Origin of the sequence: Amycolatopsis heterodermiae (assembly GCF_034929455.1) — a bacterium.
In the GTDB taxonomy this organism is placed as follows: domain Bacteria; phylum Actinomycetota; class Actinomycetes; order Mycobacteriales; family Pseudonocardiaceae; genus Amycolatopsis; species Amycolatopsis heterodermiae.
This window is the reverse complement of record NZ_JAYFSI010000012.1, coordinates 307,732-332,862: the sequence shown is the minus strand read 5'-3', so window position 1 is coordinate 332,862 and position 25,131 is coordinate 307,732. Positions and strand designations below refer to the sequence as shown.

The window sequence follows — 25,131 nt, the reverse complement described above, 5'->3', positions numbered from 1 at the left end:
CCAGGTGGTCGTCCTGGGTCCCAAGCTAGAAACGGAATGTGCGCGTTCCGCGACTCCTGATCGACGGTTTCGCACCGGTTCGGCCATGGGCGGCCGTCGCACTTTTGCGCGCAGTTGCTGTAAAGTTTCACTCATGACGCGTCGTCTTGCCGAAGTCGCCCGCCAGGTCGGGGTCAGTGAAGCCACGGTCAGCCGGGTGCTCAACGGGCGGTCGGGGGTGTCCGCCAGCACCCGCGCCGCCGTGCTCACCGCGCTCGACGTGATGGGCTACGAGCGGCCCACCCAGCTGCGCGGGGAACGCGCCCGCCTGGTCGGGCTGGTCCTGCCCGAGCTGCAGAACCCCATCTTCCCGGCGCTGGCCGAGATCATGGGCAACGCGCTCGCGCAGCAGGGGTTCACCCCGGTGCTGTGCACCCGGACCGCGGGCGGGGTCTCGGAGGCGGAGTACGTCGAGCTGCTCCTGCAGCAGCAGGTGTCGGGCGTGGTGTTCGCCGGCGGTCTCTACGCGCAGTCCGACGCGGTGCACTCGCACTACCACCACCTGGTCGAGCGGCGGCTCCCGACGGTGCTGATCAACGCGGCCGTCGACCACCTCGGGCTGCCCCAGGTGTCGTGCGACGACGCGGTCGCCGTCGAGCAGGTCGTCGGGCACCTCAGCTCGCTCGGGCACGAGAAGATCGGCCTGGTCCTCGGGCCGACCGACCACGTGCCGTCGAAGCGCAAGCTCGAGGCGTTCCAGGCGTACGCGTCGAAGCTCGGCCTGCCGGTGCTGGACGAGCTCGTCGAGCACGGCATGTTCTCGATCGAAGGCGGCCACGCGGCGGCGGCCCGGCTGTACCCGCGCGGCGCGACCGCCGTGCTGTGCGCGAGCGACCTGCTGGCCCTCGGCGCGGTCCGCGCGGCCCGGCGGCAGGGCCTGTCGGTGCCCGACGACGTCTCGGTGGTCGGCTACGACGACTCGGCCCTGATGAACTGCACCGACCCGCCCCTGACGACCACCCGCCAGCCGATCGAGGCGATGGGCCGCGCGGTGGTCGAGCTGCTGGTCAAGCGAATCAACGGCGGCGAGGTGGCGGCCGAGGAGCTGCTGTTCGCGCCGGAGCTGGTGGTCCGGGGCTCGACGGCCCGCCGCATCGCCTGACCCCCGCGTCCCCGAGGCGCGACGGCTTACGAGCCGTCGCGCCTTTTTCGTGCGCGCTGGAGCGTTCGGCGGTACCCACTCATCCCGGTCCGCTCTTCGGGTCCGACCGCGGCCTGTTCGTAACTTGCAAAGTCTCGTCGGCTTATTGCGTCGATCCGGTCTGGCACTTTAGAGTGACCGCAATCACGTGACAGCCGTCGCGACCCCGAGAAGAGGCTTGAGATGAGCAGTCCCTGGTCCCGATCCCTCCCCCGCCGCTTGTTCTGCGTACTGGCCGCAGGTGGCCTCGCACTGGGGGTGGCCGCCTGCGGCGACGACGGCAACACCGCCGCCGCGCCCGGGGGAAAGGTGAAGATCACGGTCACCGGCCAGCCGCCGACCAGCCAGCCGTTCGAGCGCAGCGTGTTCGACGCCGACGTCAAGGAGTTCGAGGCGTCGCACCCGAACATCCAGATCGAGCCCCACGAGGGGTTCATGGACCCGAAGACGTTCTCCGCGAAGCTCGCCGGCGGCCAGCTCGAGGACGTCTACTACGTCTACTTCACCGACCCGGCGCAGATCATCACGCGTCATCAAGCCGCGGACATCACGGAAGCCGCGAAGAGCGTCCCGCACATCAACGACATCAAGCCGGAACTGCTGGACAACTTCCGTGACGCGAGCGGCAAGCTCTTCGGCCTGCCGACGATGAACTACACGATGGGCCTGCTCTACAACCGCACGCTGTTCCAGAAGGCCGGGCTCGACCCGAACAAGCCGCCGGCGACGTGGGACGAGGTCCGCGAGGACGCGAAGAAGATCTCCGCGCTCGGCAACGGCGTCGTGGGGTACGCCGACTACAGCAAGAACAACCAGGGCGGCTGGCACATGACCAGCTGGCTGTACTCGATGGGCGGCGACATCGCCCGCAAGGACGGCGACAAGTGGGTCGCCGACTTCGACAACGAGAAGGGCAAGCAGGCCCTGCAGTACCTGCACGACATGCGCTGGACCGACAACTCCATGGGCGCCAAGCAGCTCCTGGAGGCCACGGACGTGCAGCGGATGATGGGTGCCGGCCAGCTCGGCATGTACATGGCCGCCCCGGACAACGTCCCGGTGCTGGTCAAGCAGTTCAACGGCAAGTACGAGGACTACGGCATCGCGGGCATGCCCGGCGGGCAGGGCACCCTGCTCGGCGGCGAGGGCTACATGCTCAACCCGAAGGCCTCGCCGGAGAAGATCAAGGCCGGCCTCGAGTGGATCCAGTGGAAGTACCTGAACCCGGACCGCTTCGAGAAGCACATCAAGCAGTACGTCGACGGCAAGCAGCCGGTCGGCCTGCCCGCGGAGCCCACCCCGGACGTCTGGCAGGGTGCCGTGCGTGACCAGCAGCTGACGCTGAAGGCCAAGTACGCCAACGTTCCCGCCGAGAACTTCCAGTCCTACGTGGACACCACGAGCAAGATCAAGGGCAGCATCGAGCCGCCCAACGCCCAGCAGGTCTACGCCGCCCTCGACAGCGTCATGCAGGCGGTGCTCACCGACCAGAACGCGAACATCGACCAGCAGCTGTCGTCCGCGTCGTCGAAGGTCAACAGTGTCCTCGCCCAGGTCAAGTAGCCTTCTCGCCTGGCCCGCGACGTCCTCGTCGCGGGCCAGGCGGCCGGTCGCCTCCCCGGAGGAGCGCCGCCGGACGAGGTTCCGGCGCAAGCTGAAGGAGAACCTCACCGCGTACGGCCTGCTCTGCGCCGCGCTCGTGGTGTTCGCGCTGTTCTCCTGGTACCCGATCGTGCGGGGCGTGCTGCTGAGCTTCCAGCAGGTCGACTTCGTCAACGCGCCGACGTGGGTCGGGTTCGACAACTTCAGCCGGCTGTTCGAAGACCCGCTGTTCGGCGTCGCCTGGCGCAACACGCTGCTGTTCACCGGGCTGGCGCTGGTCTTCGGGTTCGCCGTCCCGTTCCTGACCGCGGTGCTCCTGAACGAGATCCGACACGCGAAGGCGTTCTTCCGGCTCGCGGTGTACCTGCCGGTGATGCTGCCGCCGGTCGTCACCGCGCTGATGTGGAAGTGGTTCTACGACCCGGGTCCCGGCCTGTTCAACTCCGCGCTCGGCGCGGTCGGCCTGCCCGGCGGCCAGTGGATCGACTCCTCGACCACCGCGATGCTGTCGCTGGTGTTCGTCTCCACCTGGGCGAACATGGGCAGCACCACGCTGATCTACCTGGCCGCGCTCGGCACCATCCCCGGCGAGCTGTACGAAGCCGCGGAGCTCGACGGCGCCGGGATGTGGCAGCGGCTGCGGCACGTCACGTTCCCGCAGACCCGGTTCGTGCTGCTGGTGCTCCTGCTGCTGCAGATCGTCGCGACGATGCAGGTGTTCACCGAGCCGTACGTGATGACCGGCGGTGGTCCGGACGACTCCACGGTCACCGTGCTGCTCCTGCTCTACCGGTACGCCTTCGTCTACAACGACTTCGGCTCGGCGAGTGCGATGAGCCTGCTGCTGTTCATCGCGCTGGGCGTGTTCTCGGCGTGGTACGTCCGGCTGACGCGGAAGGCGGACCAGACATGAGGACCCTCGTCTCCCCCGGCTCGTTGCGCAGCCGGCGGGGCAAAGCCGTCTACGGCGTGATCTTCGCGTGCACGCTCGTGGTGTTCATCCTGGCGTTCATGTTCCCGCTGTACTGGGTCGTCACCGGGGCGATGAAGTCACCGCAGGAACTGGCGCAGACGCCGGCCACGCTCGTCCCGCACGAGTGGCACCCCGAGACGTTCGGCGAAGCGTGGGACCAGCTCAGCCTGGGCAAGTACTTCCTCAACACGCTGATCGTCGCCGGCGGCGCGTGGCTGGCGCAGCTGGCCATCGACGTCCCGGCCGCGTTCGCGCTGTCGAAGCTGCGCCCGAAGTTCGGCAACGTCGTGCTGGGCCTGATGCTGGCCACGCTGATGCTGCCGGCCACGGCCCTGCTGGTGCCGACGTACGTGACGGTGACGGACCTGCCGCTGGTGCACCTGAACCTGATCAACTCGCCGACCGCGGTCTGGCTCCCGGCGGCGGCGAACGCGTTCAACATCTACCTGCTGAAGCGGTTCTTCGACCAGATCCCGGACGAGCTGATCGAAGCGGCGCGCATCGACGGCGCCGGGCCGGTGCGCACGCTGTGGCGGATCATCCTGCCGATCTCGCGGCCGATCCTGGCCGTGGTGTCGATCCTCGCGGTGGTCACCGCGTGGAAGGACTTCATCTGGCCGCTGCTGGTGTTCCCGGACACCGAAAAGCAGACACTCTCGGTGATGCTGCAACGGGTGGCGATCGACATGCCGCTCAACGTGCTCGTCGCCGGGATGGTGCTGGCCAGCCTGCCGATGGTGGCGCTGTTCCTGGCGTTCCAGCGGCAGATCCTCGCCGGGCTGACCGCCGGCGCCGTCAAGGGCTGAGCCGCGCCCAGGGGTTTCCACGACTACTAGGAGGGCACTTCCGTGACCGACAAGACCGGCTGGTGGCGTAGCGCGGCGATCTACCAGGTCTACATCCGCAGCTTCGCGGACGGCAACGGCGACGGCATCGGCGACCTCGCCGGCGTCCGCGCCCGCCTGGACCACCTGGCGCAGCTGGGGATCGACGCGATCTGGTTCACCCCGTGGTACCCGTCGCCGATGGACGACGGCGGCTACGACGTCGCCGACTTCCGTGACATCGAGCCGTTGTTCGGCACCCTCGCCGAGGCGGAGGAGCTGCTCGCCGAGGCCCACGCCCGGAACATCCGGGTGATCATCGACATCGTGCCCAACCACTGCTCCGACGAGCACCGCTGGTTCCAGGCCGCGCTCGCAGCCGGCCCGGGTTCGCCGGAGCGGCAGCGGTTCTGGTTCCGGCCCGGCCGCGGCCCGGACGGCGCCGAGCCGCCGAACAACTGGAAGTCGCGCTTCGGCGGGCCCGCGTGGACGCGCGTGCCGGACGGCGAATGGTTCCTGCACCTCTACAGCTCGCGCCAGCCGGACTTCAACTGGGAGAACCCGGACATCCGCCAGGAGTTCGAGGACGTGCTGCGGTTCTGGTTCGACCGCGGCGTCGACGGCTTCCGCATCGACGTCGCCGACGGGCTGGTCAAGGACCCGCGGCTGCCGGACGTCGAGGACGGCGACGAGACGCCGTTCTCCGACATGGAGGGCCTGCACGAGATCTACCGGTCGTGGCGCAAGATCGCCGACAGCTACGCGGGCGAGCGCGTGCTGGTCGGCGAGATGTGGCTGCCGGACATGTCCCGCGCGGCGCGCTACCTGCGCCGCGACGAGCTGCACTCGGCGTTCAACTTCGACTTCCTGGTCTGCCCGTGGGACGCCGGCCGCTTCCGCGACGTCATCACCCGCACCCTGCTGGCGCACGACGAGGTCGGCGCCCCGGCGGCGTGGGTGCTGTCGAACCACGACGTCACCCGGCACGTCACGCGCTACGGCCGGCAGGGCGACACGGGTTTCTCGTTCGCGAACCGCCTGCACGAGCTGCCGGTGGACCGCGAGCTGGGCACCCGGCGGGCCCGGGCGGCAGCGCTGCTGACGTTGGCACTGCCCGGCGGGCTGTACGTCTACCAGGGTGAGGAGCTGGGACTCTGGGAGATCCAGGACATCCCGGACGAGCTGCGCCAGGACCCGGTCTGGGCCCGCACGAACGGCACCGACCCGGGCCGCGACGGCTGCCGCGTCCCGATCCCGTGGTCGGGTGACGAGCCCCCGTTCGGCTTCGGCACGGGTGACGCGTGGCTCCCGCAACCCGCGGCGTGGAGCGCCTACACGGCCTCTGCGGAAGCGGCGGACCCGACGTCGATGCTGTCCCTCTACCGCGACGGCCTGCGCATCCGCGAAGAGCAGGCGGCCCTCGGCGCGGGCACCCTGGAGTGGCTGTCCCTGGGCGACGGCGTCCTGGCCTTCACCCGGGACCCGGGCTTCACGTTCGTCCTGAACTTCTCGGCTTCCCCGGTACCCCTGCCGCCCGGCGAAGTCCTGCTGGCGAGCGGCCCGGTGACAGACACCCTGCCCACCGACACCGCGGTCTGGCTCCGCTCCTGACAAAAGCCGTGAAGGCCTCCTTCCCGGCTCTTATGGCCGGTAAGGAGGCCTTCACGGCTTTGGGGACCTACTTCGTCAGCTGCAGCACGTCCACCCCGCGCACGTTGTCCGCGACGTACACGTACTTCCCGTGCCAGTACGGCGCCCACGCGCTCGCGTCACCCGGCCGGTAGTAGGCGATCTGCCGCGGGTTCGTCGGGTCGCTGACGTCGAGGAACCGCGTGCCCTGCGCGTAGAACGACTGCACCAGGATCTTGCCGCGGACGTCGAAGTAGTGCGCGGAGCAGTCGTCGGAGGCCGGGTCGCTGCCCTCCTGGCCGTTGACGCCCCAGGTGCCGACGCTCTGCAGCCTGAAGGGCTGTTCAGGTGTCGAACGCCAGCCTTCGCCGTGGTAGGAGCCCTTCAGCGACGAGATCGTCAGGACGCCGTCACCCGCGCAGCCGTCGACGAAGTTCTCTTCCGTCGCGTAGATCAAGTCCTGGCCGCGCCAGGCACCGTCGCCGATGCGGTGGCCCGCCGGGTGGAAGCTGTTGTGCATGAACCGGGACGGCGCCGCCGTCTCCGCGATGCCGCCACCGGCATACGGGATCGGCTCGTGCGCCGTCGCGCGGCGGATCCGGTTCGACAGCGGGTCGCGGTGCAGCCCGGACGTCCAGTAACCGCGGACCCCGCCCCGCCCGGACACCCAGGCGACGCCGTCGCCGTCCACCTGCACGTCGTGCACGTAGTCGGTCTTGCCGTCGTTGCGGGCCAGCTCGATCGGCTCCGGGTTCACCTTCGGGTGCCGCGGGTCGCGGACGTCGGTGACCCAGATCGGCCGCCCGCCCCAGTCCGCGGGCTGGTCGTCGGCCTTCGCCGGGCCGCCTGTCCACAGGTAGCGGCAGCCGTCGACGCAGCTGGTGGTGTGCCCGGCCGGGACCTTGACGTAGCTGAGGATCGACGGCGCCTCGGGCTTCGAGACGTCGACGACGTAGATGCCGGACTCGCCGGTGTGCGTGTTGCCGGCGAAGGCACGCGGGTCGCGCGAGAGGAACACGAGCTTGCGGTTCTGGTCGACCTCGGTGTCCTCGGTCTCCCACAGCCCGGGCATGCTGACCTGCCCGACCAGCTTCGGCGCGGCCGGGTTCTTCGTCAGGTCGTAGACCTTCAGGCCGAACTCGCCGGAGACGACCATGACGTCGCGGCGGCCGTAGTCGAGGAAGTTGATCGAGATGGCGCCGGCCGCGTCGGGCACGTTGCCCACGGCCTTCACGTTCTTGATCGCGCCGGGGTCACCCGCCGTCCGCGTGGCCGGGACCGCGGGTTTGTCGTCCTCGCCGCAGGCGGCGGCCGGCAACCCGGTCGCGACCAGGGTGGCACTGACGGTGACGGCGGCGAAACACGTCCGTAGCCAGGTGCGCACGAAACCTCCCAAAGGGCGTGATCCCCCGAACCGTACGACGGAGATCAACCGGACACAACCGCCTTTGGTTGCCTCCTGACTGGTAGGACTGGCGCATGCGCTTGCTCGCCCTGTTCGCCGTCCTGGCCCTCGCCGTCGCGGGGTGCTCCGACCCCGGCCCGGCCCCCGGCGTCCTGTCCGTCGGCATCCGGGAGCCCGCGACGCTGCTGCCCGCCGACCTCGCCGACCAGGCGGGCCGGCTGGTGACCGGTGCACTGTGGACCCCGCTCGCCGACTACGACGCGGCCACCGGCAAGGTGACCCCCCGCGCGGCCGAGTCGATCGAGAGCACCGACCGGGTGCACTGGACGGTCAAGCTGCGGCCCGCGACCTTCCACGACGGCACCCCGGTCACCGCGCAGTCCTATGTGGACACCTGGAAAACCGTCGCCACCGAGCACTGGGTGTCGTCACCGGTGCTCACGAAGTTGCTGCGAGCCCAGGAGATCAAGGCTTCGGGACTCGTCCTCACCTTGACGCTCGACCGCCCGTCCGGCCAGGTCCCGGCGCTGCTGTCGGCGCCGGGCCTGGTGCCGCTGCCCGCGTCGGTGCTCGCCTCCCACGACTGGAACGGCTTCGCGAAGGCGCCGGTCGGCAACGGCCCGTACCGCCTCGACGGCCCGTGGAAGCCCGGGTCCGGCGGCAAGCTGAAACGCGTCGGCGAGGGCGGTGCCGCGGAAATCGACCTGCGCGTCGGCGAGCCGGCGGCCCAGTACGACGCGGTCAAGGCGGGCACGCTCGACCTCGCGACGGAGGTCCCCGGCGAGAAGCACGAGGCCATCCACGAGTTCGGCGACCGGCACACGACGTGGGCGCTGCCGCAGGCCGGCTACCTCGCCTTCCCGGTGACCGCACCCGCCTTCGCCGACGCGACGGTCCGCCACGGTTTCGCACTCGGCGTCGACCGGGCGGCCTTGGAAGCCGGGCCGCTGGCCCACCAGGTCGACCCGGCCAAGGCCCTGCTCCCCCCGGCGGACGCGCCGGGCGAGCGCAGCGGCACGTGCCGCCCGTGCAGCTTCGACGCACCGGCCGGCAAGGCGCTGCTGAAGCAGGCATCCTTCCCCGGCGGCGCGACCGTCTACTTCGGACCGGGCGCCGAGGAGTGGACCCGCACCCTGGCCGTAGGCCTGCACAAGGCGCTGGACGTTTCGGTGACGGCACAGGCCCGCCCGGCCGCCGGACCACTCGACGGACCGTCCACACTGGACATCAAGCTGGCGACCCCGAGCCCGTACGAGCTGCTGTCGACCCTCGCTTCGGAGTCCGGCTACACGGACGAGATCTTCCGCCAGAACCTGTCCCTGGCCGACGCGGCGGCCACCCCCGACGAGGCGGGCGAGCTGTACCGCCTGGCGGAGAACCAGCTGCTGCGCGACCTCCCGGTGGCCCCACTCTGGTCGGGCCACGGCCACGCGGTCTGGAGCGAGCGGGTCCACACCGTCACGACAACACCGTTCACCGGCCCGGTCTTGGCCGGGATCACGACCTAGGAGCACCAGATGGAAGACGCCGTGATGGCCCGGGTGACCGCGGCCGTGCAGCGTGGGCAGGCCGGCGAGCGAGAACCCGCCCGCCAGGAGCTGGAGTCGATGTGGGACGAGGCCGGGGGTGACGACTTCCACCGCTGCGTGATCGCGCACTTCCTGGCCGATCTGCAGGACGACCAGCGCGCGGAGCTGCGGTGGGACGAGCGCGCCCTGGCCGCGGTCGAGGGCGTGAGCGACGAGCGGGCGCAGGCGTACGACGAGTCACTGCAGGTCAGGGGGTTCATGCCGTCGCTGTACCTGAGCCTCGCCGACGACCACCGGCGGCTCGGCGACGCGGACCGTGCCCGCGAATTCCTCGAGAAGGCGCGGGCGACGGCGGACGCGCTGGGCGACGACGCCTACGGCGGCCTGGTCAGCGGCATCCTGGACAAGGTGAGCCGCGCGCTGGACGAGGGCTCGACCGAACCGCTGACGTAGCGGTCAGACCGTGGCGTGCTCGACCAGCGTCTCGATGAACGCCGCCGTCAGCGGGTCCGGCGCCGCCCGCGTGTACGCCGCCAACGTCCGCCGAACCGGGACCGACGGCCGCAGCACCCGGCCGTCAAACCGCGCCGGGAGGACGTTCGCCGGGACCAGCGCCGGCCCCAGCCCGGCCGCCGCGAGGATCGGCGCGGCCGCCGTCTGCTCGGTGCGGACCGCCGCGCGCGGCCGGAAGCCCGCCGCCGCGCACGTCGTGTCGACCAGCTCGGCCAAGCCGTTGCCCGGCGCGTAGTGCACCCACGCACAGTCGGCGAGCGTCGCCAGGTCGACCAGACCCGTCGTGTCATCCTCCGAAGCGCCGTCCGCGGGCAGCACGACCACGAACTCCTCGACACCCAGCTCGCGCACCGGTCCCGGCCACGACGAAGGCAGCGGGCCGAGCGCGACGTCGGCCTCGCCCGCGGCCATCGCGTCACGCAGCTCGTCGGCGTGGCGGAACTCGATCAGCCGGACGTCCACGGCGGGCCGGTCGCGACGCCACACCCGCAACGCGGGCGGCAGCACGCCGAGGCTGACCGAGTACACCGTCGCGACCTGCAGTTCGCCCGCCGTCGTGCCGGACGCGAGCCGCGCGGCGCAGCGCGCTCGCTCGGCGTCGGCCAGCGCCGCCCGCGCGTGCGGCAGCATCGCCCGGCCCATCGGCGTGAGCCGGACCGCGCGCGGCAGCCGTTCGAGCAGCGACCCGCCGACGCTCTGCTCCAGCGCCCGCATCTGGTGCGACAACGCGGGCTGCGTCACGTGCAGCTGCTCCGCCGCGCGGGTGAACGACCCGGTGTCGACCACCGTGACCAGGTACTCGAGCTGCCGCAGACTCGTCATGAACACAGCTTATCGCTGGCATGAAAACTAAGCCTTGGACTTATCCCACGGGCGTGCGCAGGCTGGTCCCATGGAACGCAAGACAGCCCTGGTGGCCGGGGCGAACGGCATCATCGGCAAGAACCTCGTCGAGCACCTGCGGGCGGACGGCGGCTGGGACGTCGTCGGCCTCTCGCGGCGCGGCGGGCCCGGGAACGTCGCCGTCGACCTGCTCGACCCGGCCGACACCCGCGCGAAGGTCGGCCCGCTGACCGGCACGACCCACCTGTTCTACGCGGCCTATCAGGACAAACCGTCGTGGTCGGAGCTGGTGGCGCCGAACCTGGCGATGCTGACGAACGTGGTCGAGGCGCTGGCGCCGTCGCAGCTCGAGCACGTCAGCCTGATGCAGGGCTACAAGGTCTACGGCGCGCACCTCGGCCCGTTCAAGACACCGGCGCGCGAGACGGACGCGGGGCACATGCCGCCGCAGTTCAACGTCGACCAGCAGACTTTCCTGGAACGCCGGGGAGGCGCGTGGTCGGCGATCCGGCCGTCGGTGGTCGGCGGCACCGCGCTGGGCAACCCGATGAACCTCGCGCTGGTGATCGCGGTCTACGCGTCGATCTCGAAGGAACTCGGCCTGCCGCTGCGGTTCCCGGGCCAGCCCGGCGCGTACGACAGCCTGCTGGAGATGACGGACGCGGGCCTGCTCGCCGAGGCGACGGTCTGGGCCACCGGGCAGCGGGGCGCGTTCAACATCGCGAACGGCGACCTGTTCCGCTGGAACGAACTCTGGCCGAAACTGGCCGCGTACTTCGATCTCGACGTCGCGCCGCCGTTGCGGATGTCGCTGTCCGACGTGATGGCCGACAAAGGTCCACTGTGGACGTCGATGGCAGCGAAGCACGGCCTCACGGCGTCCTACGCGGACGTCTCGGCGTCCTGGGCGTTCGGCGACTTCGTGTTCGGCTGGGACTACGACGTGTTCGCCGACACGTCGAAGTCGCGCCGCGCGGGTTTCCACACCTACGTCGAGACGGAGCAGATGTTCTACCGGCTCTTCGACGAGTTCCGCAAAGCGCGGGTGATCCCCTAACCGCGGCCGATGAACGGCATGGCCGTCGCGGTGACAGTGAGGAACTGGACGTTCGTGTCGAGCGGCAGCCCGGCCATGTAGCGCACGGCGTCGGCGACGTGCCGGACGTCGAAGGTCGGCTCGGCCAGGATCCGGCCGTCGGCCTGCGGGATGCCGGCGGCCATCCGCTCGGTCATCTCGGTGGCGGCGTTGCCGATGTCGATCTGCCCGCAGGCGACGTTCCAGGCCCGGCCGTCCAGCGAGATCGACCGGGTCAGGCCGGTGACGGCGTGCTTGGTGGCGGTGTAGGCGACGCTCGCCGGCCGCGGCGCGTGCGCGGAGATCGAGCCGTTGTTGACGATCCGGCCGCCGCGCGGGTCCTGGTCCTTCATCAGCCGCACGGCCTGCTGGGCGCAGAGGAACATCCCGGTCAGGTTGACGTCGACGGTCCGCTTCCAGTCCGCGACGGACAGGTCGGCGACGGTCCCGGCCGCCCCGATCCCGGCGTTGTTGACCAGCAGGTCGAGCCGCCCCCACCGGTCGCGGACGGCGTCGAAGAGCGCTTCGACGGACTGCTCGTCGGAGACGTCGGTGGGCACGACGAGGGCGCCCTCGTACCCCGCGGCGGTCTCGTCGAGAGCCGCGGCCCGGCGCCCGGCGAGCGCGACCTGCCAGCCGTCGTCGAGCAGGGCCCGGGCCACGGCCCGCCCGATCCCCGAGCCGGCCCCGGTCACCACCGCTGTCTGCGCCATGCCGCCAACCCTAACCCGTCGGCAGCCCGACCTGATCACGCTCGAGGGCGGCCCGCAGCCGGGAAAGCGCGTGGCCGGCCGCCGTCAGCGCCAGGCCGTCGAGCAACTCGTCCAGCCGCTCGGCGAAAGTGGCCTCCGCCGCTTCGACGAGCCGTTCGCCGTCACCCGGGCACCGGGGTGGTCACGCAGGAAGCGCAGGAACTCCAACTGCGACGTGACGATGCCGTGCTCGTCCCGGCATGCACCTACGGAGGGAAGCACCGTGAGCAGGGAACAACGCAAGAAGATCGACGCCATGCTGCGCCAGCCGCAACCCGAAGGGCCACGGTCGGTCCAGCAGCTGCGCGAGGGGTTCGAGGCCCTGATGGCCACGATGCTCGTGCCGTCCGGGATCACCACCGGACCCGCGACGCTCGGCGACCGGCCCGCCCTGCGCGTCGAGCCGGACGGCGACCGGAAACCCGGGACGATCCTGTACTTCCACGGCGGCGCCTACGTGTTCGGCTCACCGGCGACGGCCCTGTCGCTGACGGCGAACCTCGTGGCCAGGACCGGGTTCGGCGCCTTCTCCGTGTGCTACCGGCTGGCCCCCGAACACCCGTTCCCGGCGGCGGTCGAGGACACGCTGAGCGCCTACCGGGCCCTGCTCGAGGGCGGCGCGGACCCGGCGTCGATCGCGTTCGCCGGGGACTCCGCCGGCGGCGGCCTGAGCGTCGTCACCTGCCTCGCCGCGCGCGACGCCGGCCTGCCGTTGCCCGCCGCGATCGTGGCGTTTTCCCCCGGCCTCGACCTGACCCGGTCGGGCGAGAGCATGGTCACCAAGGCGGGCATCGACCCCATCTTCACGCGCGAAGCCGTGCAGCACACCGGCGCGATGTACCTCGCGGGCCAGGACCCGCGGCAGCCGCTGCTCAGCCCGGCCGTCGTGGCCGACCTGACCGGCTTCCCACCGCTGTTGCTGCAGGTGGGGACCAACGAAGTCCTGCTGGACGACTCGACGCGCCTGAAGCGGGGGTCGACGTCGTCCTCGACGTCACCGCCGACGTCCCCCACGTGTTCCAGTCGTTCGCCGGCGTCCTCGACGAAGCCGACGACGCCCTGGACCGCGCGGCGCTGTTCCTGAGCCAGCACGTCGCACGCGAAAGGGGCCCGGCACCCGCCGAGCCCCTTTCGTGAAGCGAACCTACTTCGGCTGGACCCCGAGCGCGGCCAGCGCCGGGCCCGTCATGATCAGGCCGTTGCCGGTCACCGTGTCGAACCCGGGCGTGCCCAAGTCGATCGCCGAAGACACCAGCGCCGTGCGGATCTGCGCCGGGGTCGCCGTCGGCTTGCCCGACAGCAGCAGCGCCGCGATGGCCGCCGCGTGCGGGGCCGCCGCCGACGTCCCGAAGAACGGTTGGAAGCCCGTCACCGAGGTCGCCACGCCGTCGGCCGCCGTGATGTCCGGCTTGTTCCGGGTCGCACCGCCGGTCGAGGACACGTTGCCCGCGGTGATCGCGGTGCCGTCGGCGTTGTAGAACTGGTGCCGCTTGCCGTCGGAGGAGAACCGCTCCCACTTGCTCGACGCGGTGAACACGCCGGGGTACGGGCCGGCCGGGTTCGCCGGGTCGCCGGTCTCCAGCGGCCGGGTGAACGCACCCGCCGCTGGGGCCGCCGCCACGCTGAACGCGCTCGCCGCGGACGAGTGGCCGTTGGTGACACCGTTGGTGCTGAACGCCTTCAGCGAGCCCGACGCGACGAACCGGCCGCGGATCACGTTCAGCGCGATGAAGCGGTCGGCGCCGCTGTACTTCACCACGGCGACCTTGTAGCCCGAGCCGGTGGTCGGCACGCTGGCGATCTCGTACGGGTTCTGCGAGCCGGACTGGCTGTTCTCACTCGAGGCCACGACGCTGCCCGCGGAGTTCAGGATGAACAGGTCGTAGTCGTTGGCGGACTTACCCCACGGGTCGGACCAGAACAGCGTCACCGGCTTGCCCAGCGAACCCGCCGAAAGCGCGTCGAAGTTCTGCGTGGTGGCGCTGGGGTCGAAGTCGTGCGGCGTGCCGGTGACGCCGGAGATCTTCGTCGAGGAAGCGCGGAAGTCACCCTCGTAGTAACCGCTGGTGCCGTCGGTCGCGTTGCCCGAGTTGCCGGCCGAGGAGAAGTACAGGACGCCGGCCGCGGTGACGTCGTTGACGGCCTGCGCGACCTGGGTGTCCTGGAACGGCGACTCGTCGAAGTACGAGACGTCGTCGACGATGATCTGGCAGTGGCTCGTGGTGCGCAGCGCGCGGATGTTCGCGGCGAAGCTGGCTTCACTGGTGAAGGCGGTCGCGAAGCCGAGGGTGGCGTTGGGCGCGAGGTCGTGGACGATCTCGAGCATCGCGGTGCCCTCGTCGCCACTGCCCTTCTGCCCGGACAGGACGTCGACCGCGGGCAGCTCACCGGCGGTCTGGGACTTCGAGAGCGAGTCGACGCCGTCGGAGAGCACGCAGACCTTCACGCCGGAGCCGCTGACGCCGTAGGTGGTGCGGGCGGTGTCGGTGCCGTGGGCCTTGTCCCCTTCGGACACGACGGTCGCGGCGGCGGCCTTGGCGGCGAGCGTCTGGCGCAGGTCGCGGTTGCCGGGCTCGCTCCAGGTGGTGGCCTGGGCGGCGGGCTTGACCTCGGTGACGTCCGCGCGGCCGGAGATCGCGTCCAGCGCGGCCAGCGGCAGGTCCGCGCGGACGGCGTCCGCCGCGGCGTAGCGGACGGTGCCGCCGGCCGCCTTGACCGCGTCCGAAACGGCCTGGTCGCGGGTGGCGATGTCGACCGAGACGGTGCCGGCACCGCTCACGCCGACGCCGGAGCGGTATTCCGGCAGCTTCGCGGCCAGGGAACGGTCGGCCCGCAACCGCTTCTCGACGACCAATTGGCTCGATTGCTTGCGCTCGGCCGGGGTCAGGCTCTTCTTGATGCTCTGCAGCGCGCCGATGCCCGCCTCGGTGCGTGCGGTCGCGGCGTCCACCGTGGACGGCTGGGCCACGGCGACGCCCGTCGACAACAGCAAGGCGCCGACCGTCAGCGGAACCGCGTGCGCGGCGACCCGGCTGAATCTCACCATCGATTTCTCCCCTGCGGTACTCGGCCACTCGACCGAATGACACCCGACCGGGTGTAATGGGGAGAATCTAAGGAGTGACCGATCACGGGGTCCAGCGACCAAAGTCGGGAACGTGCGCGCGTCCACATCGTGGAACGATCAAGGAAACGTGAGAACGATTTTTCCCCGGCCGTGCCCGGTCTCGATCTCGCGATGCGCGGCGGCCGCCTCGCTGAACGGGTACGCACGGCGCACGTGGAACCGCAAGTCACCCTTGGCGTAGAGCGCGGCCAGTGCGGCGAGACGTGCCGCCGAGCGTCCGGACTTCGAGACGAGCACACCGAGCCCCGCAGCTTTCCCGTGCTCGACGAGCGTCAGGATGCGGTCGCGCCACTTCACCAGTTCGAGGGACACCTCCAGGGCAACCCCACCGGCCCCGTCGAGCACGGCGTCGATCCCCTGAGGCGCGGCGGCCTCGACCCGTTCCTTCAGCCCGTCGCCGTAGACGACGGCGGCCGCGCCCAGCGAGCGGACGTAGCTCTGATTGTCCGCACTCGCCGTCCCGACCACCTCAGCGCCCTTGAGCCGCGCGAGCTGGACGGCGGCGGTGCCGACCGCCCCGGCGGCACCGTGAACGAGCAGCGTCTCGCCTGCTTTTACCTGCAGCGCTTCGAGAGCGATCGAGGCGGTCTGCGTCCCCGCGGTGAACCCGCCGGCCACTTCCCACGGCATTTCGGGCGGTTTCGGCGTCACGTCGGAAGCGGGCACGACAACGAATTCGGCAGCGGCCTGAACGGCGGTGAAGCCGAGCACTTCGGTGCCCACGGCAACGTCCGAACCGCTTTCGTCGACGATCCCCGCGAACTCGTTCCCGGGCACCCGCGGCCAGCCCAAGGCCAGGCCAGGCGGCTCCCACCCGGCCCGCACGGCGGCATCGTAAGGCTGCACCCCGGCAGCCTTGACCCGCACCCGAACCTCCCCGGGCCCGGCATGCGGCTCGGGCAGTTCGAGCACGCGAAGCACCTCAGGCCCGCCGAACTCGGTGAACGCCACGGCTTTCATGAATCCCTCCAGGTTGTCGGCCTCCAGCTTGGTACTTCGAGCTAACTGGAGGTCAACACCGTCAGCTCCGGCCACCTTGCGTTCGAAGACCGCACGCCGACGCAAGAGCAGACCGAGGGAAAGCGTCGATGGTGGCTTCCGCACCGGCGAACAGCGGGCACGGAACGCCTAACTTGGCTTCGTACTGCAGATGCGCCAGTCCCAAACCTTCACCCGTTCGAGAATTTCGCCGAGAATCCCGTTGTGCCGCAACACATTCCGGAGCCGATCGAGATCCGCCACCTCCCGACCCTACCGAAACTGTCGGTCGCCGTTCGTAGGGTGCGCAGCATGGTCGACATCGTCCGGGCCACCGGATCCCAAGCAGAGTCCTTCACCGCGCTGATGCACGCTTCTTCCGCATACCAAGGCGAATACGCGTCCATCCTCGACGGCTACTCCGTCACGCCCGCCTACGTCGAGGCCAACCCGACCTTCGCCGCCATGGACGGCGAGGAACTCCTGGGTTTCTACGCACTCCTCGAAGAACCACCGGAACTCGACATCCTGTTCGTCGCGGACACCGCCCAGGGGCTCGGCCTCGGCGGCCGGCTCGTCACGCACATGTTCGCCGAGGCCCGTTCGCGCGGGATGCGGACCGTCCGCGTCGTCTCGCACCCGCCCGCGCTGGGGTTCTACCTCCGCATGGGCGCGCGGCGCACCGGCACGATCCCGCCGCGACCCCCGAAGATCGCCTGGGCGCGTCCCGAGGTCGTCTTCACCATCCCCCACGTGCGGGAGACTTTAACGTGAAAGAATCTCATGTCTATTGTGAGCAGGTGACCAGGTGAGTCAGGGTGCGGTGATCGTTCCACCCATCGCCGACGAAGAGGTCGCCCATGCGCCGCCGTTCCCCGGTCGCCGTCCTGTTGCTCGTGCTCGCCGGCCTCGCCGCCGCGGCCCCGGCCGCTTCCGCCGCGCCCTCGTTCGGCAGGTACGTCGCGCTCGGGGACTCCTACACCGCCGGGCCGCTGATCCCGTGGCAGCGGGCGAGCTGGTGCTTCCGCTCGAACAACAACTACCCGTCGTGGCTGGCGACCCGGCTGGGGCTCTACGACGCCCCCGGCGGGTTCACCGACGCGAGCTGTTCGTCGGCGGACACGACGAACATGACGGCGGCCCAGGTGACGCCGTCGCCGGACCTCCCGCTGAGCACGCAGAGCCCGCAGTTCGACGCGCTGACCCTCGACACGGACCTGGTCACGATCGGGATCGGCGGCAACGACTACGGCGTCTTCGGTTCCCTGGTCGGCATGTGCCCGACGCTGCGCGCGGCGGATCCGGCGGGCTCGCCGTGCCAGGCGCACTACACGGTCGGCGGCGTGGACACGATGATCACCGCGGTCCAGCACACGGGCCGCAACGTGGCGAAGGTGATCCGGGGCGTCCGCGAGCACTCGCCCGGTGCGAAGATCGTGCTGGTCGGCTACCCGCGGCTGGTCCCGCCGCACGGCTACTGCCCTTCGGTGGTGCCGTTGTCCGATGGCGACTACGCCTGGGCGGACCAGGTGGAACGAGCACTGAACGCGGCGATCGCATCGGCGGCGAAGCAGGAGAAAGCGCAGTTCGTGGACACGTACGGCCCGAGCCTGGGCCACGACGCGTGCGCGGGCGACGCGGCCTGGGTCGCCGGCCGGTCGACGAACCTGTTCGCGGCCGCGGCGTTCCACCCGTACCGGGCGGGCATGGAAGCGGAGGCGGCCCTGATCGCGAAAGCGCTGGGAGTGCAGGCGAAGTCCGGAGCCCCCACGGCCCGCGACGCGGCCCAGCCGGATCAGGTGGCGAGGATGGCCCGCACGGCCGGCTGGTGACCGGGCCCCGCTCCGGCCGGCGGCCGGAGCGGGACGCCGGACTACATGTTGATCATGTGCCCGGCGAGGCCGTGCAGGGCTTCCTTCACCGCTTCACCCAGCGTCGGGTGCGCGTGCACGTTGCGGGAGACCTCGTGCACCGTCAGGTCCCACTGCTGCGCCAGCGTCAGCTCCGGGAGCAGCTCCGTGACGTCCGGCCCGATGAGGTGGCCACCGATCAGCTCGCCGTACTTCGCGTCGCTGATCAGCTTCACGAAACCGCCGGCGTCGCCGAGGCCCTGGGCCTTTCCGTTGGCGGTGAAGGGGAACTTCGCGACCTGGACGTCGTAGCCCTTGTCGCGGGCCTGCGCCTCGGTCCAGCCGAAGCTGGCGATCTGGGGCTGGCAGTAGGTCGCGCGCGGGATCATCGGGAAGTCGAGCTCCATCGTCTCGGCGCCCGCGATCGTCTCCGCCGCGACCACGCCCATCGACTCCGAAGCGTGCGCCAGCATCAGCTTCGCCGTCACGTCGCCGATCGCGAAGATGTGGTCGACGTTCGTGCGGCCGCGGCCGTCGATCGCGATGGCCCCGCGGTCGGTCAGCGCGACGCCGGTGTTCTCGAGGCCGTAACCCTCGACACGCGGCTGGAAGCCGATGGCCTGCAGGACCTTCTCCGCCTCCAGGACCTGTGTGCCGTCCTTCTCCGAAGACACCGTCACGTGCACCGAAGCGTCCGACTCGTCGATCGACTCGACGCGGGTCGAGGTCAGGACCTTGATGCCGAGCTTGCGGTACCGCTTGGCCAGCTCGGCCGAGACGTCGGCATCCTCCAGCGGGACCATCCGGTCGAGGAACTCGACGATCGTGACGTCGACACCGTAGTTGTGCAGCACGTAGGCGAACTCGACACCGATCGCGCCGGCCCCGGCGATGATGATGCTCGACGGCAGCTCACTGGAAAGGATCTGCTCTTCGTAGGTGACCACGCGGGAGCTGCGGGACGTCCCCGGCAGCAGGCGGGTCGTCGCGCCCGTCGCGATGACGCAGTGGCCGAACGTGATGCGATCGCCGTTCACCTCGAGGGTGTGGTCGTCGACGAACGTGCCGTGCCCGTCGAACTCGGTGATCTTGTTCTTCTTCATCAGGAAGTGCACGCCCTTGACGCGCCCGTCGGCGACCTTGCGGCTGCGCTCGTAGGCAGCCGTGTAGTCGACGCGGATCGGGCTGTCGGACGAGATGCCGAACGCCTTCGCCTCCTGCGTCACCACGTGCGCCAGCTCGGCGTTGCGCAGCAGCGCCTTCGACGGGATGCACCCGACGTTCAGGCAGACCCCGCCCCAGTACTTCTCCTCGACCACGGCGGCGCTGAGCCCCAGCTGGGACGCCCGGATCGCCGCGACGTAACCACCTACCCCGGCCCCCAGCACGACGACATCAAAGTGTTGTGCACTCATACGTCCGAAACTACCCTCCCGGGCCTCGCCCGGCGGGGTGACCCGGGCCTCAGGCGGCGACCGGCGGGCGCTCGCCGCGCAGCGTCACGAGCAGGTCGGTCACCGCCGCCATGATGCGTGCCGTCGCCTCCTCCAGCACCGCGCGGGTCAGCTCGCGGCCGGCGAGGTCGGACAGGTCGACGGGCGGCCCGGCGACCAGGTCGACGGTCTTGCGCGGCAGGCCGCGGGGGAACCACGCGGTGGCCGGCAGCAGGCGGTGCGTGCCCCAGTTGGCCACCGGGATCACCGGCGCGCCGGTCTCCAGGGCGATCCGGGCGACGCCGGTCTTGCCGCGCATCGGCCAGCCGTCGGGGTCCTTGGAGAAGGTCGCCTCCGGGAAGATCGCGACGCACTCGCCGGCGTTGACGGACGCGACCGCGTCGCGGAAGGCCTCCGAGGCGGTCACGGCGCCGCGGTAGACCGGGATGTGCCGGCCGGAGCGCATCACCGAACGGACGACAGGGAGGTTCCAGAGAGAAGCCTTCGCCAGGTACCGCGGCACGCGGCCGGCGGCGAGGCAGAAGGCCGTGAGGGTCGTCGGGTCGGCGAACGACAGGTGGTTGGAGGCCACCAGCACCCCGCCGGTCTTCGGGATGTTCCGCGAGCCCCGTACCCGGAACCGGGTCGTCTGCACGAGGAACTGCCAGACCACCTCGATCGCGAAGCTGTACCAGGCGCCACGGCCGGCGCGGGCGAAGCGCTGGCCGTAGGCGATCATCTGGCGTCGGGTGAGCAGCTCACCCTCGAGGTCGAGGGCGGTCCAGCGGTCGGTCATGAAGGTAATTCGTAGCCGACAGCCGGCCGGATCGGCTGTTCCGCGCGCGGAACGCGGCGCAGATCACAGCGCTCGGGTCACAGCCGCTCGAGCACCACCACGGGGATCTCGCGGTCGGTCTTCTTCGCGTACTCGTTGTAGTCCGGCCAGACGGCGGCGAGCTTGTCCCACAGCTTCGCGCGCTCCTCGCCCGACGACGTGCGGGCGCGGGCCTGGTACTTGTCCGCCTTCACCTGGACGCCGACCTCGGGGTGCTCGAGGAGGTTGAAGTACCAGCCGGGGTGGTTCGGCGCGCCGCCCTTGGAGGCGACGATCACGGCGTTGCCGTCGACCTCCTGGTAGATCAGCGCGAACTTGCGCTCCTGGCCGGTCTTGCGGCCCGTGGTGGTCAGCACCAGCGCGGGGACGCCGTCCTTCCAGTCGTGGCCGACTTCGCCGTCGGTCTCTTCGTAGCGGCGGACGTGCTCGTCACCGAACAGCATGGGCGCTTCCTCTCATGATCTTCGGGACGTGGCGAACTCACCACGTCGGGGTTCTCCTTGAGGACAACACCCGGCCGGCCGCTGATCTTCCCCACCGCCCCGTCACACGATCGGGGTAAGTTTTGGCGCCCGCCGGGCCTGTGACCACCACCCGGACCACCTGGGCGAACCGGAGCGGGCTTACCCTCTCCGTTCCCGCACTCCTCCCCAGTAGATTGCGTTCCCGTCGCCCGCGGAACCGAGCACCACGCGGCCGGCGAGCCCGAGGAACAAGGTATGCGGGCCGCACGCCCGAGACCGATCTTGGAGGATCCATGAAGGCCCGGCCGCACGTGACGCTCGAAGACGTGGCACGCAGCGCGAACGTCTCGCTCGCGACGGCGTCGCGGGTGCTCAACGGCACCGCGTCCGTCCGCGCCGACCTGCGGGAACGGGTCTCCGCGGCGGCGGCCGAGCTGGCCTACGCCCCGAACGCGCACGCGCAGGCCCTCGCCGGGGGCACGCACCGGACGGTCGGCGTGATCTGCCACGACGTCAGCGACCCGTACTTCGCCGCCATCGCGAGCGGCGTGATGCGGGTGGCCACGGACAACGGGCTGCTGGTGATGCTGGCCGGCACGTTCCGCGACCCGGACCGCGAGGTCGCCTACGTCTCGACGCTGCGCGCGCAGCGGGCCGCGGCCATCCTGCTGATCGGCTCGGCCTTCGAGGACCGGGCGTGGGAGCGCGCGATGGCCGCCGAACTGGAGCCCTACCGCCGGGGCGGCGGGCAGGTCGCGGCGGTCAGCCGCCACCGCGGACTCAAGATCGACACCGTGCAGCCGGACAACAAGGGCGGCGCCGCCGAGCTCGCGAAGGCGCTGGTCGGCCTCGGGCACAAGCGGTTCGCCGTGCTCGCCGGGCCGCGGCGGCTGAGCACCGTCATCGACCGGCTCGCCGGTTTCACCGACGGCCTGGCCGCGCACGGCATCGATCTACGCGAAGACGACGTCGTCGAGGCGGCGTTCACCCGCGACGGCGGTTACGAAGCCACGAAACGCCTGCTCGCCGGGCGCAAGCGCAAGCTGCCCACCTGCATCTTCGCCGTCACCGACGTGATGGCGGTCGGCGCGATGACGGCGTTGCGGGAGGCGGGCCTGTCCGTCCCCGGCGACGTCTCGCTCGCCGGCTTCGACGACATCCCGGTCGTGCGCGACCTCTGCCCGGCGCTCACCACCGTCCGGCTGCCGCTGGAGGAGCTGGGCGAGCGGGCGATGGACCTCGCGGTCAAGGGGGGCAGCGCGAGCCGGCCGCGGACGATCCGGCTCTCGGGCGAGGTCGTGCTGCGGGACAGCACCGCGAAACCCAAGCGCTGACCCGCACGGGTCTTCGCCGACCCGGACGGGCCTTGTCGAGCATCGGCACAGGCCCTACCGTAACCAGTGAGAAAGCGCTTTCTGACCACCCCGGAGGTTCCCGTGCTCGTGCTCCCCACCCCCGGCGGCGAGCTCACGACGTGGTCGCCGTCCGGACCGAGACCGCCTGCGCCACCGGCAACCCCGCCGACGTCGCGGATCGCCTACGCCGCCGCGCACGTCGTGGCCGACGCGCTGGCCGACGAGCCCGACACGGTGGACTGGGACACGACGCTGGCCTTCCGCGAGCACCTCTGGGCGTGCGGGCTCGGCGTCGCGGACGCGATGGACACCGCGCAGCGCGGCATGGGCCTCGACTGGGCGACGACCCGCGAACTGGTGACACGCACCGGCGCGGCCGCCAACGGGCGGCCCTGGGTCGCCGGCGTCGGCACCGACCAGCTGCCCGGCGGCCCGGCCACCGTCGCGTCCATTGTGGACGCCTGGCGCGAGCAGCTGGACCTGGTCGGCGGCGCGGGCGCGGTGCCGGTCGTGATGGCCAGCCGGGCGCTCGCCGCGGCGGCGTCCGGGCCCGGCGACTACCACGCGGCCTACGGCAAGCTGCTGTCCGAGGCCGGGGGGCCGGTGCTGCTGCACTGGCTGGGCGAGCAGTTCGACCCGGCGCTGGCCGGTTACTGGGGCCACGACGACATCCGGGCCGCGGCCCGCGAACTGGGCACGCTCTGCGCCGAGCACGCCGGCACCGTGGCCGGGGTGAAGGTCTCCGTGCTGGACGCCGCCGTCGAGACCGAGTTCCGGCGGGCGCTGCCGGACGGCGTCGCGTGCTACACCGGCGACGACTTCCACTACCCCGAACTCATCGCGGGCGACGAACGCGGGCACAGCGAAGCCCTGCTCGGGATCTTCGACCCCCTCGCGCCGGTCGCCGGGGCCGCGCTCGCCCGCCTCGACGACGGCGACCGCGCCGGGTTCGCCGCGCTGCTCGACCCGACCGTGCCGCTGGCCAGGGAGATCTTCCGGGCGCCGACCCGGCACTACAAGACCGGCGTCGTCTTCCTCGCCTACCTCAACGGGCACCAGGAGCACTTCCGGATGATCGCGGGCCAGGAGTCGGCGCGCACGATCACGCACCTCGCCACGCTGCTGCGGCTCGCCGACGAGGCCGGGGTGCTGGCCGACCCCGACCTGGCGATCGCCCGGATGCGGCCGCTGCTGCTGGCCGCCGGGGTGGCGTGATGGATCCCCGGTTCAGCCTCAACCAGATCACCACCAAGGCCTGGTCGCTGCCCGAGGCGGTGGCGGGGTGCGCCGAAGCGGGTGTCGGGTGGATCGGGTTGTGGCGCGACAAGGTCGCCGAGACCGGCGTCGACGAGGCCGCGCGCCTGCTGAAGGAGCACGGCGTCCGCGTCTCTTCCCTTTGCCGCGGCGGGTTCTTCACCGGCGTGACGCCCGAAGGGTCCCCTGTGGACGGTGTGGCACAGACCCGCGAGGCGATCGACGAAGCCGCCGCGCTGGGCGCCGACGTCCTCGTGCTGGTGGTCGGCGGGGTCGCGGGTAACGACCTCAAGGCGTCCCGGCAGCGGGTCGCGGACGCCGTCGGCGAGCTGGCCCCCTACGCCGGGGAACGCGGGGTGCGGCTCGGCCTGGAACCGCTGCACCCCATGCAGTGCGCGGACCGGTCGGTGCTGTCCACAGTGGACCAGGCGCTGGCGATCGCACTCGAGCACCCGGCGGAGCAGGTCGGGGTGATCGTCGACGAGTTCCACGTCTGGTGGGACCCGCGGATCGAGGAGTCGATCGCCGCGGCCGCCGGCCGGATCGCCGGGTTCCACGTGTGCGACGTCCTCGTGCCGCTGCCCGACCCGCTGCTCGGCCGGGCGCTGCCGGGCGACGGCCCGATCGACCACCGGCACCTGCGCGCCCGCGTCGAGGCCGCCGGCTACACCGGCCCGATCGAGGTCGAGGTGTTCAACGGCGACCTGTGGGCCCGGCCCGGCGCGGAGGTGCTGGCCGAGACCCTCGTGGCGTTCGAGCGACACGTGGCTTGAACACCCCCGCCCGCGGATACCCTGAAGCCGTCAGGCGGACGGGGGGGGTCGCTGGGGTGAAGTCGGACGACGACGGCGCGGTCCGCAGCGTGCTGCGCACCTTCGACCTGCTCGCGCTCTTCACCGAACACCGCCGGACCTGGGCCGTGAAGGACCTCACCGCGGCGAGCGGCCTGGCCAAGACCACCGTGCTGCGGCTGGTCGCCACCTGCGAGCAGCGCGGCCTGCTCTGGACGCGCCCGGACGGGCGGGTCACCGTCGGCCCGGGCCTGCTGCGCTGGGCCCAGCTGGCGAACACCGCGTGGCAGCTGCCCGAGCCGGTGCGCCAGGTGCTGCGCGAGCTGGCGCTGGAGTGCGGCGAGACGGCCGGGCTCTACGTCCGCAGCACGGAGGTGCTCGTCTGCGTCGCCCAGCAGGAAGGCCCGCAGACCCTCCGGCACGTCGGCCGCGTGGGTGACGAGCTGCCCCTGACCTGCGGCGCTGTGGGCCTGGTGCTCGCCCCGGACGCGGCAGGCGACGCCGAGACCAGCCACGGCGAGCCGGAGGCCGGGGCGTCCAGCGTCGCGGCGCCGGTGCACGACGGCGAAGGGCGGGTGCTCGCCGCGCTCGCGATCACCGGGCCGACCACGCGGTTCACCGGGCCGCGGGCCGCCGGGTTCGGCGCGGCCGTGACCGGCGCCGCGCGGCGCATCTCCCGGATCGGCTTCGGCACCCGTCCCGACCAGCCCTGACGTGGA

Annotated in this window: 23 protein-coding genes; 15 read left to right on the top strand and 8 right to left on the bottom strand. The window is 71.1% G+C overall.

Annotation, left to right across the window (positions count from 1 at the left end):
- The first annotated feature begins 133 nt into the window (after positions 1 to 133).
- From VA596_RS39200 to VA596_RS39180, 5 genes are all read left to right on the top strand, one after another.
- Positions 134 to 1,141 (top strand): LacI family DNA-binding transcriptional regulator, encoded by a 1,008-nt coding sequence (locus VA596_RS39200; protein ID WP_323334255.1) that lies wholly within the window; start codon positions 134 to 136, stop codon positions 1,139 to 1,141.
- Between the two features lie 222 nt (positions 1,142 to 1,363).
- Positions 1,364 to 2,743: an ABC transporter substrate-binding protein gene (locus VA596_RS39195; protein ID WP_323334253.1), complete on the top strand. Its 1,380-nt coding sequence runs from the start codon at positions 1,364 to 1,366 to the stop codon at positions 2,741 to 2,743.
- Complete coding sequence (locus VA596_RS39190; RefSeq protein WP_323334251.1) at positions 2,721 to 3,695, top strand: carbohydrate ABC transporter permease; 975 nt, start codon at positions 2,721 to 2,723, stop codon at positions 3,693 to 3,695. The genes VA596_RS39195 and VA596_RS39190 overlap by 23 nt, the downstream gene beginning before the upstream one ends.
- A complete protein-coding gene (locus tag VA596_RS39185) occupies positions 3,692 to 4,561 on the top strand; it encodes a carbohydrate ABC transporter permease (RefSeq protein ID WP_323334250.1) in 870 nt (289 codons plus the stop codon). The genes VA596_RS39190 and VA596_RS39185 overlap by 4 nt, the downstream gene beginning before the upstream one ends.
- Positions 4,562 to 4,603: 42 nt before the next feature.
- Positions 4,604 to 6,190, top strand: coding sequence for a glycoside hydrolase family 13 protein (locus VA596_RS39180; protein WP_323334248.1), 1,587 nt, complete (start codon positions 4,604 to 4,606; stop codon positions 6,188 to 6,190).
- A 67-nt stretch (positions 6,191 to 6,257) separates the two neighbouring features.
- Here the strand turns inward: VA596_RS39180 and VA596_RS39175 are convergent, their stop codons facing one another.
- The gene (locus VA596_RS39175; RefSeq protein ID WP_323334246.1) at positions 6,258 to 7,592 is read right to left on the bottom strand and encodes an LVIVD repeat-containing protein; all 1,335 of its coding nucleotides are present in this window, start codon (positions 7,590 to 7,592) and stop codon (positions 6,258 to 6,260) included.
- Between the two features lie 95 nt (positions 7,593 to 7,687).
- Here VA596_RS39175 and VA596_RS39170 point away from each other — a divergent pair, with 95 nt between their 5' ends.
- Positions 7,688 to 9,121, top strand: coding sequence for a peptide ABC transporter substrate-binding protein (locus tag VA596_RS39170; protein ID WP_323334244.1), 1,434 nt, complete (start codon positions 7,688 to 7,690; stop codon positions 9,119 to 9,121).
- A gap of 9 nt (positions 9,122 to 9,130) precedes the next feature.
- A complete protein-coding gene (locus VA596_RS39165; RefSeq protein WP_323334242.1) occupies positions 9,131 to 9,595 on the top strand; it encodes a hypothetical protein in 465 nt (154 codons plus the stop codon).
- A gap of 3 nt (positions 9,596 to 9,598) precedes the next feature.
- On the opposite strand, the gene VA596_RS39160 is transcribed toward VA596_RS39165, so the two are convergent.
- Positions 9,599 to 10,477, bottom strand: coding sequence for a LysR family transcriptional regulator (locus VA596_RS39160; RefSeq protein ID WP_323334240.1), 879 nt, complete (start codon positions 10,475 to 10,477; stop codon positions 9,599 to 9,601).
- Between the two features lie 70 nt (positions 10,478 to 10,547).
- Between VA596_RS39160 and VA596_RS39155 the strand changes: the two genes are divergently transcribed.
- Positions 10,548 to 11,555, top strand: coding sequence for an SDR family oxidoreductase (locus VA596_RS39155; protein ID WP_323334238.1), 1,008 nt, complete (start codon positions 10,548 to 10,550; stop codon positions 11,553 to 11,555).
- On the opposite strand, the gene VA596_RS39150 is transcribed toward VA596_RS39155, so the two are convergent.
- Positions 11,552 to 12,286, bottom strand: a complete 735-nt coding sequence (locus VA596_RS39150; RefSeq protein WP_323334236.1) for an SDR family oxidoreductase — start codon at positions 12,284 to 12,286, stop codon at positions 11,552 to 11,554. The two genes, VA596_RS39155 and VA596_RS39150, sit on opposite strands and share 4 nt — an antisense overlap.
- A gap of 262 nt (positions 12,287 to 12,548) precedes the next feature.
- On the opposite strand from VA596_RS39150, the gene VA596_RS39145 reads away from it, so the two are divergent.
- Complete coding sequence (locus VA596_RS39145; protein ID WP_323334234.1) at positions 12,549 to 13,409, top strand: alpha/beta hydrolase; 861 nt, start codon at positions 12,549 to 12,551, stop codon at positions 13,407 to 13,409.
- A gap of 60 nt (positions 13,410 to 13,469) precedes the next feature.
- Here the strand turns inward: VA596_RS39145 and VA596_RS39140 are convergent, their stop codons facing one another.
- Positions 13,470 to 15,371 carry a S8 family serine peptidase gene (locus VA596_RS39140; protein ID WP_323334232.1) on the bottom strand — a complete coding sequence of 634 codons (1,902 nt, stop codon included), beginning with the start codon at positions 15,369 to 15,371 and terminating at the stop codon, positions 13,470 to 13,472.
- A gap of 138 nt (positions 15,372 to 15,509) precedes the next feature.
- Entirely contained in the window at positions 15,510 to 16,412 is a 903-nt protein-coding gene (locus VA596_RS39135; protein WP_323334230.1) for an NADP-dependent oxidoreductase, read from the bottom strand.
- 330 nt (positions 16,413 to 16,742) lie between these two features.
- Between VA596_RS39135 and VA596_RS39130 the strand changes: the two genes are divergently transcribed.
- Both VA596_RS39130 and VA596_RS39125 read left to right on the top strand, forming a co-directional pair.
- Entirely contained in the window at positions 16,743 to 17,204 is a 462-nt protein-coding gene (locus VA596_RS39130; protein ID WP_323334228.1) for a GNAT family N-acetyltransferase, read from the top strand.
- 86 nt (positions 17,205 to 17,290) lie between these two features.
- Positions 17,291 to 18,262 carry an SGNH/GDSL hydrolase family protein gene (locus VA596_RS39125; protein WP_323334226.1) on the top strand — a complete coding sequence of 324 codons (972 nt, stop codon included), beginning with the start codon at positions 17,291 to 17,293 and terminating at the stop codon, positions 18,260 to 18,262.
- A gap of 41 nt (positions 18,263 to 18,303) precedes the next feature.
- Here VA596_RS39125 and lpdA read toward each other — a convergent pair whose 3' ends face one another.
- The 3 genes from lpdA to VA596_RS39110 all read right to left on the bottom strand — a co-directional run bounded on the left by lpdA (position 18,304) and on the right by VA596_RS39110 (position 20,991).
- On the bottom strand, positions 18,304 to 19,695 hold the full coding sequence (gene lpdA, locus VA596_RS39120; RefSeq protein WP_323334224.1) for a dihydrolipoyl dehydrogenase: 1,392 nt from the start codon (positions 19,693 to 19,695) through the stop codon (positions 18,304 to 18,306).
- A 49-nt stretch (positions 19,696 to 19,744) separates the two neighbouring features.
- Complete coding sequence (locus VA596_RS39115; RefSeq protein WP_323334222.1) at positions 19,745 to 20,509, bottom strand: lysophospholipid acyltransferase family protein; 765 nt, start codon at positions 20,507 to 20,509, stop codon at positions 19,745 to 19,747.
- A gap of 77 nt (positions 20,510 to 20,586) precedes the next feature.
- Positions 20,587 to 20,991: a nitroreductase family deazaflavin-dependent oxidoreductase gene (locus VA596_RS39110; RefSeq protein ID WP_323334221.1), complete on the bottom strand. Its 405-nt coding sequence runs from the start codon at positions 20,989 to 20,991 to the stop codon at positions 20,587 to 20,589.
- Positions 20,992 to 21,305: 314 nt separating this feature from the next.
- On the opposite strand from VA596_RS39110, the gene VA596_RS39105 reads away from it, so the two are divergent.
- The 4 genes from VA596_RS39105 (at position 21,306) to VA596_RS39090 (ending at position 25,125) form a co-directional block, all read left to right on the top strand.
- The gene (locus VA596_RS39105) at positions 21,306 to 22,346 is read left to right on the top strand and encodes a LacI family DNA-binding transcriptional regulator (RefSeq protein WP_323334219.1); all 1,041 of its coding nucleotides are present in this window, start codon (positions 21,306 to 21,308) and stop codon (positions 22,344 to 22,346) included.
- Between the two features lie 102 nt (positions 22,347 to 22,448).
- Complete coding sequence (locus VA596_RS39100) at positions 22,449 to 23,582, top strand: DUF993 family protein (RefSeq protein ID WP_323334217.1); 1,134 nt, start codon at positions 22,449 to 22,451, stop codon at positions 23,580 to 23,582.
- Positions 23,582 to 24,394: a sugar phosphate isomerase/epimerase family protein gene (locus VA596_RS39095; RefSeq protein WP_323334216.1), complete on the top strand. Its 813-nt coding sequence runs from the start codon at positions 23,582 to 23,584 to the stop codon at positions 24,392 to 24,394. Before VA596_RS39100 ends, VA596_RS39095 begins: the two co-directional genes overlap by 1 nt.
- Before the next feature lie 56 nt (positions 24,395 to 24,450).
- Positions 24,451 to 25,125 (top strand): IclR family transcriptional regulator, encoded by a 675-nt coding sequence (locus VA596_RS39090; RefSeq protein WP_323334214.1) that lies wholly within the window; start codon positions 24,451 to 24,453, stop codon positions 25,123 to 25,125.
- Positions 25,126 to 25,131 lie beyond the last annotated feature (6 nt).

Coding starts and splice junctions, on each gene's coding strand:
- VA596_RS39200 (WP_323334255.1), top strand. CDS start 134: ATGACGCGTCGTCTTGCCGAAGTCGCCCGCCAGGTCGGGGTCAGTGAA.
- VA596_RS39195 (WP_323334253.1), top strand. CDS start 1,364: ATGAGCAGTCCCTGGTCCCGATCCCTCCCCCGCCGCTTGTTCTGCGTA.
- VA596_RS39185 (WP_323334250.1), top strand. CDS start 3,692: ATGAGGACCCTCGTCTCCCCCGGCTCGTTGCGCAGCCGGCGGGGCAAA.
- VA596_RS39170 (WP_323334244.1), top strand. CDS start 7,688: ATGCGCTTGCTCGCCCTGTTCGCCGTCCTGGCCCTCGCCGTCGCGGGG.
- VA596_RS39165 (WP_323334242.1), top strand. CDS start 9,131: ATGGAAGACGCCGTGATGGCCCGGGTGACCGCGGCCGTGCAGCGTGGG.
- VA596_RS39160 (WP_323334240.1), bottom strand. CDS start 10,477: ATGACGAGTCTGCGGCAGCTCGAGTACCTGGTCACGGTGGTCGACACC.
- VA596_RS39155 (WP_323334238.1), top strand. CDS start 10,548: ATGGAACGCAAGACAGCCCTGGTGGCCGGGGCGAACGGCATCATCGGC.
- VA596_RS39150 (WP_323334236.1), bottom strand. CDS start 12,286: ATGGCGCAGACAGCGGTGGTGACCGGGGCCGGCTCGGGGATCGGGCGG.
- VA596_RS39140 (WP_323334232.1), bottom strand. CDS start 15,371: ATGGTGAGATTCAGCCGGGTCGCCGCGCACGCGGTTCCGCTGACGGTC.
- VA596_RS39135 (WP_323334230.1), bottom strand. CDS start 16,412: ATGAAAGCCGTGGCGTTCACCGAGTTCGGCGGGCCTGAGGTGCTTCGC.
- VA596_RS39130 (WP_323334228.1), top strand. CDS start 16,743: ATGGTCGACATCGTCCGGGCCACCGGATCCCAAGCAGAGTCCTTCACC.
- VA596_RS39125 (WP_323334226.1), top strand. CDS start 17,291: ATGCGCCGCCGTTCCCCGGTCGCCGTCCTGTTGCTCGTGCTCGCCGGC.
- lpdA (WP_323334224.1), bottom strand. CDS start 19,695: ATGAGTGCACAACACTTTGATGTCGTCGTGCTGGGGGCCGGGGTAGGT.
- VA596_RS39115 (WP_323334222.1), bottom strand. CDS start 20,509: ATGACCGACCGCTGGACCGCCCTCGACCTCGAGGGTGAGCTGCTCACC.
- VA596_RS39110 (WP_323334221.1), bottom strand. CDS start 20,991: ATGCTGTTCGGTGACGAGCACGTCCGCCGCTACGAAGAGACCGACGGC.
- VA596_RS39105 (WP_323334219.1), top strand. CDS start 21,306: ATGAAGGCCCGGCCGCACGTGACGCTCGAAGACGTGGCACGCAGCGCG.
- VA596_RS39095 (WP_323334216.1), top strand. CDS start 23,582: ATGGATCCCCGGTTCAGCCTCAACCAGATCACCACCAAGGCCTGGTCG.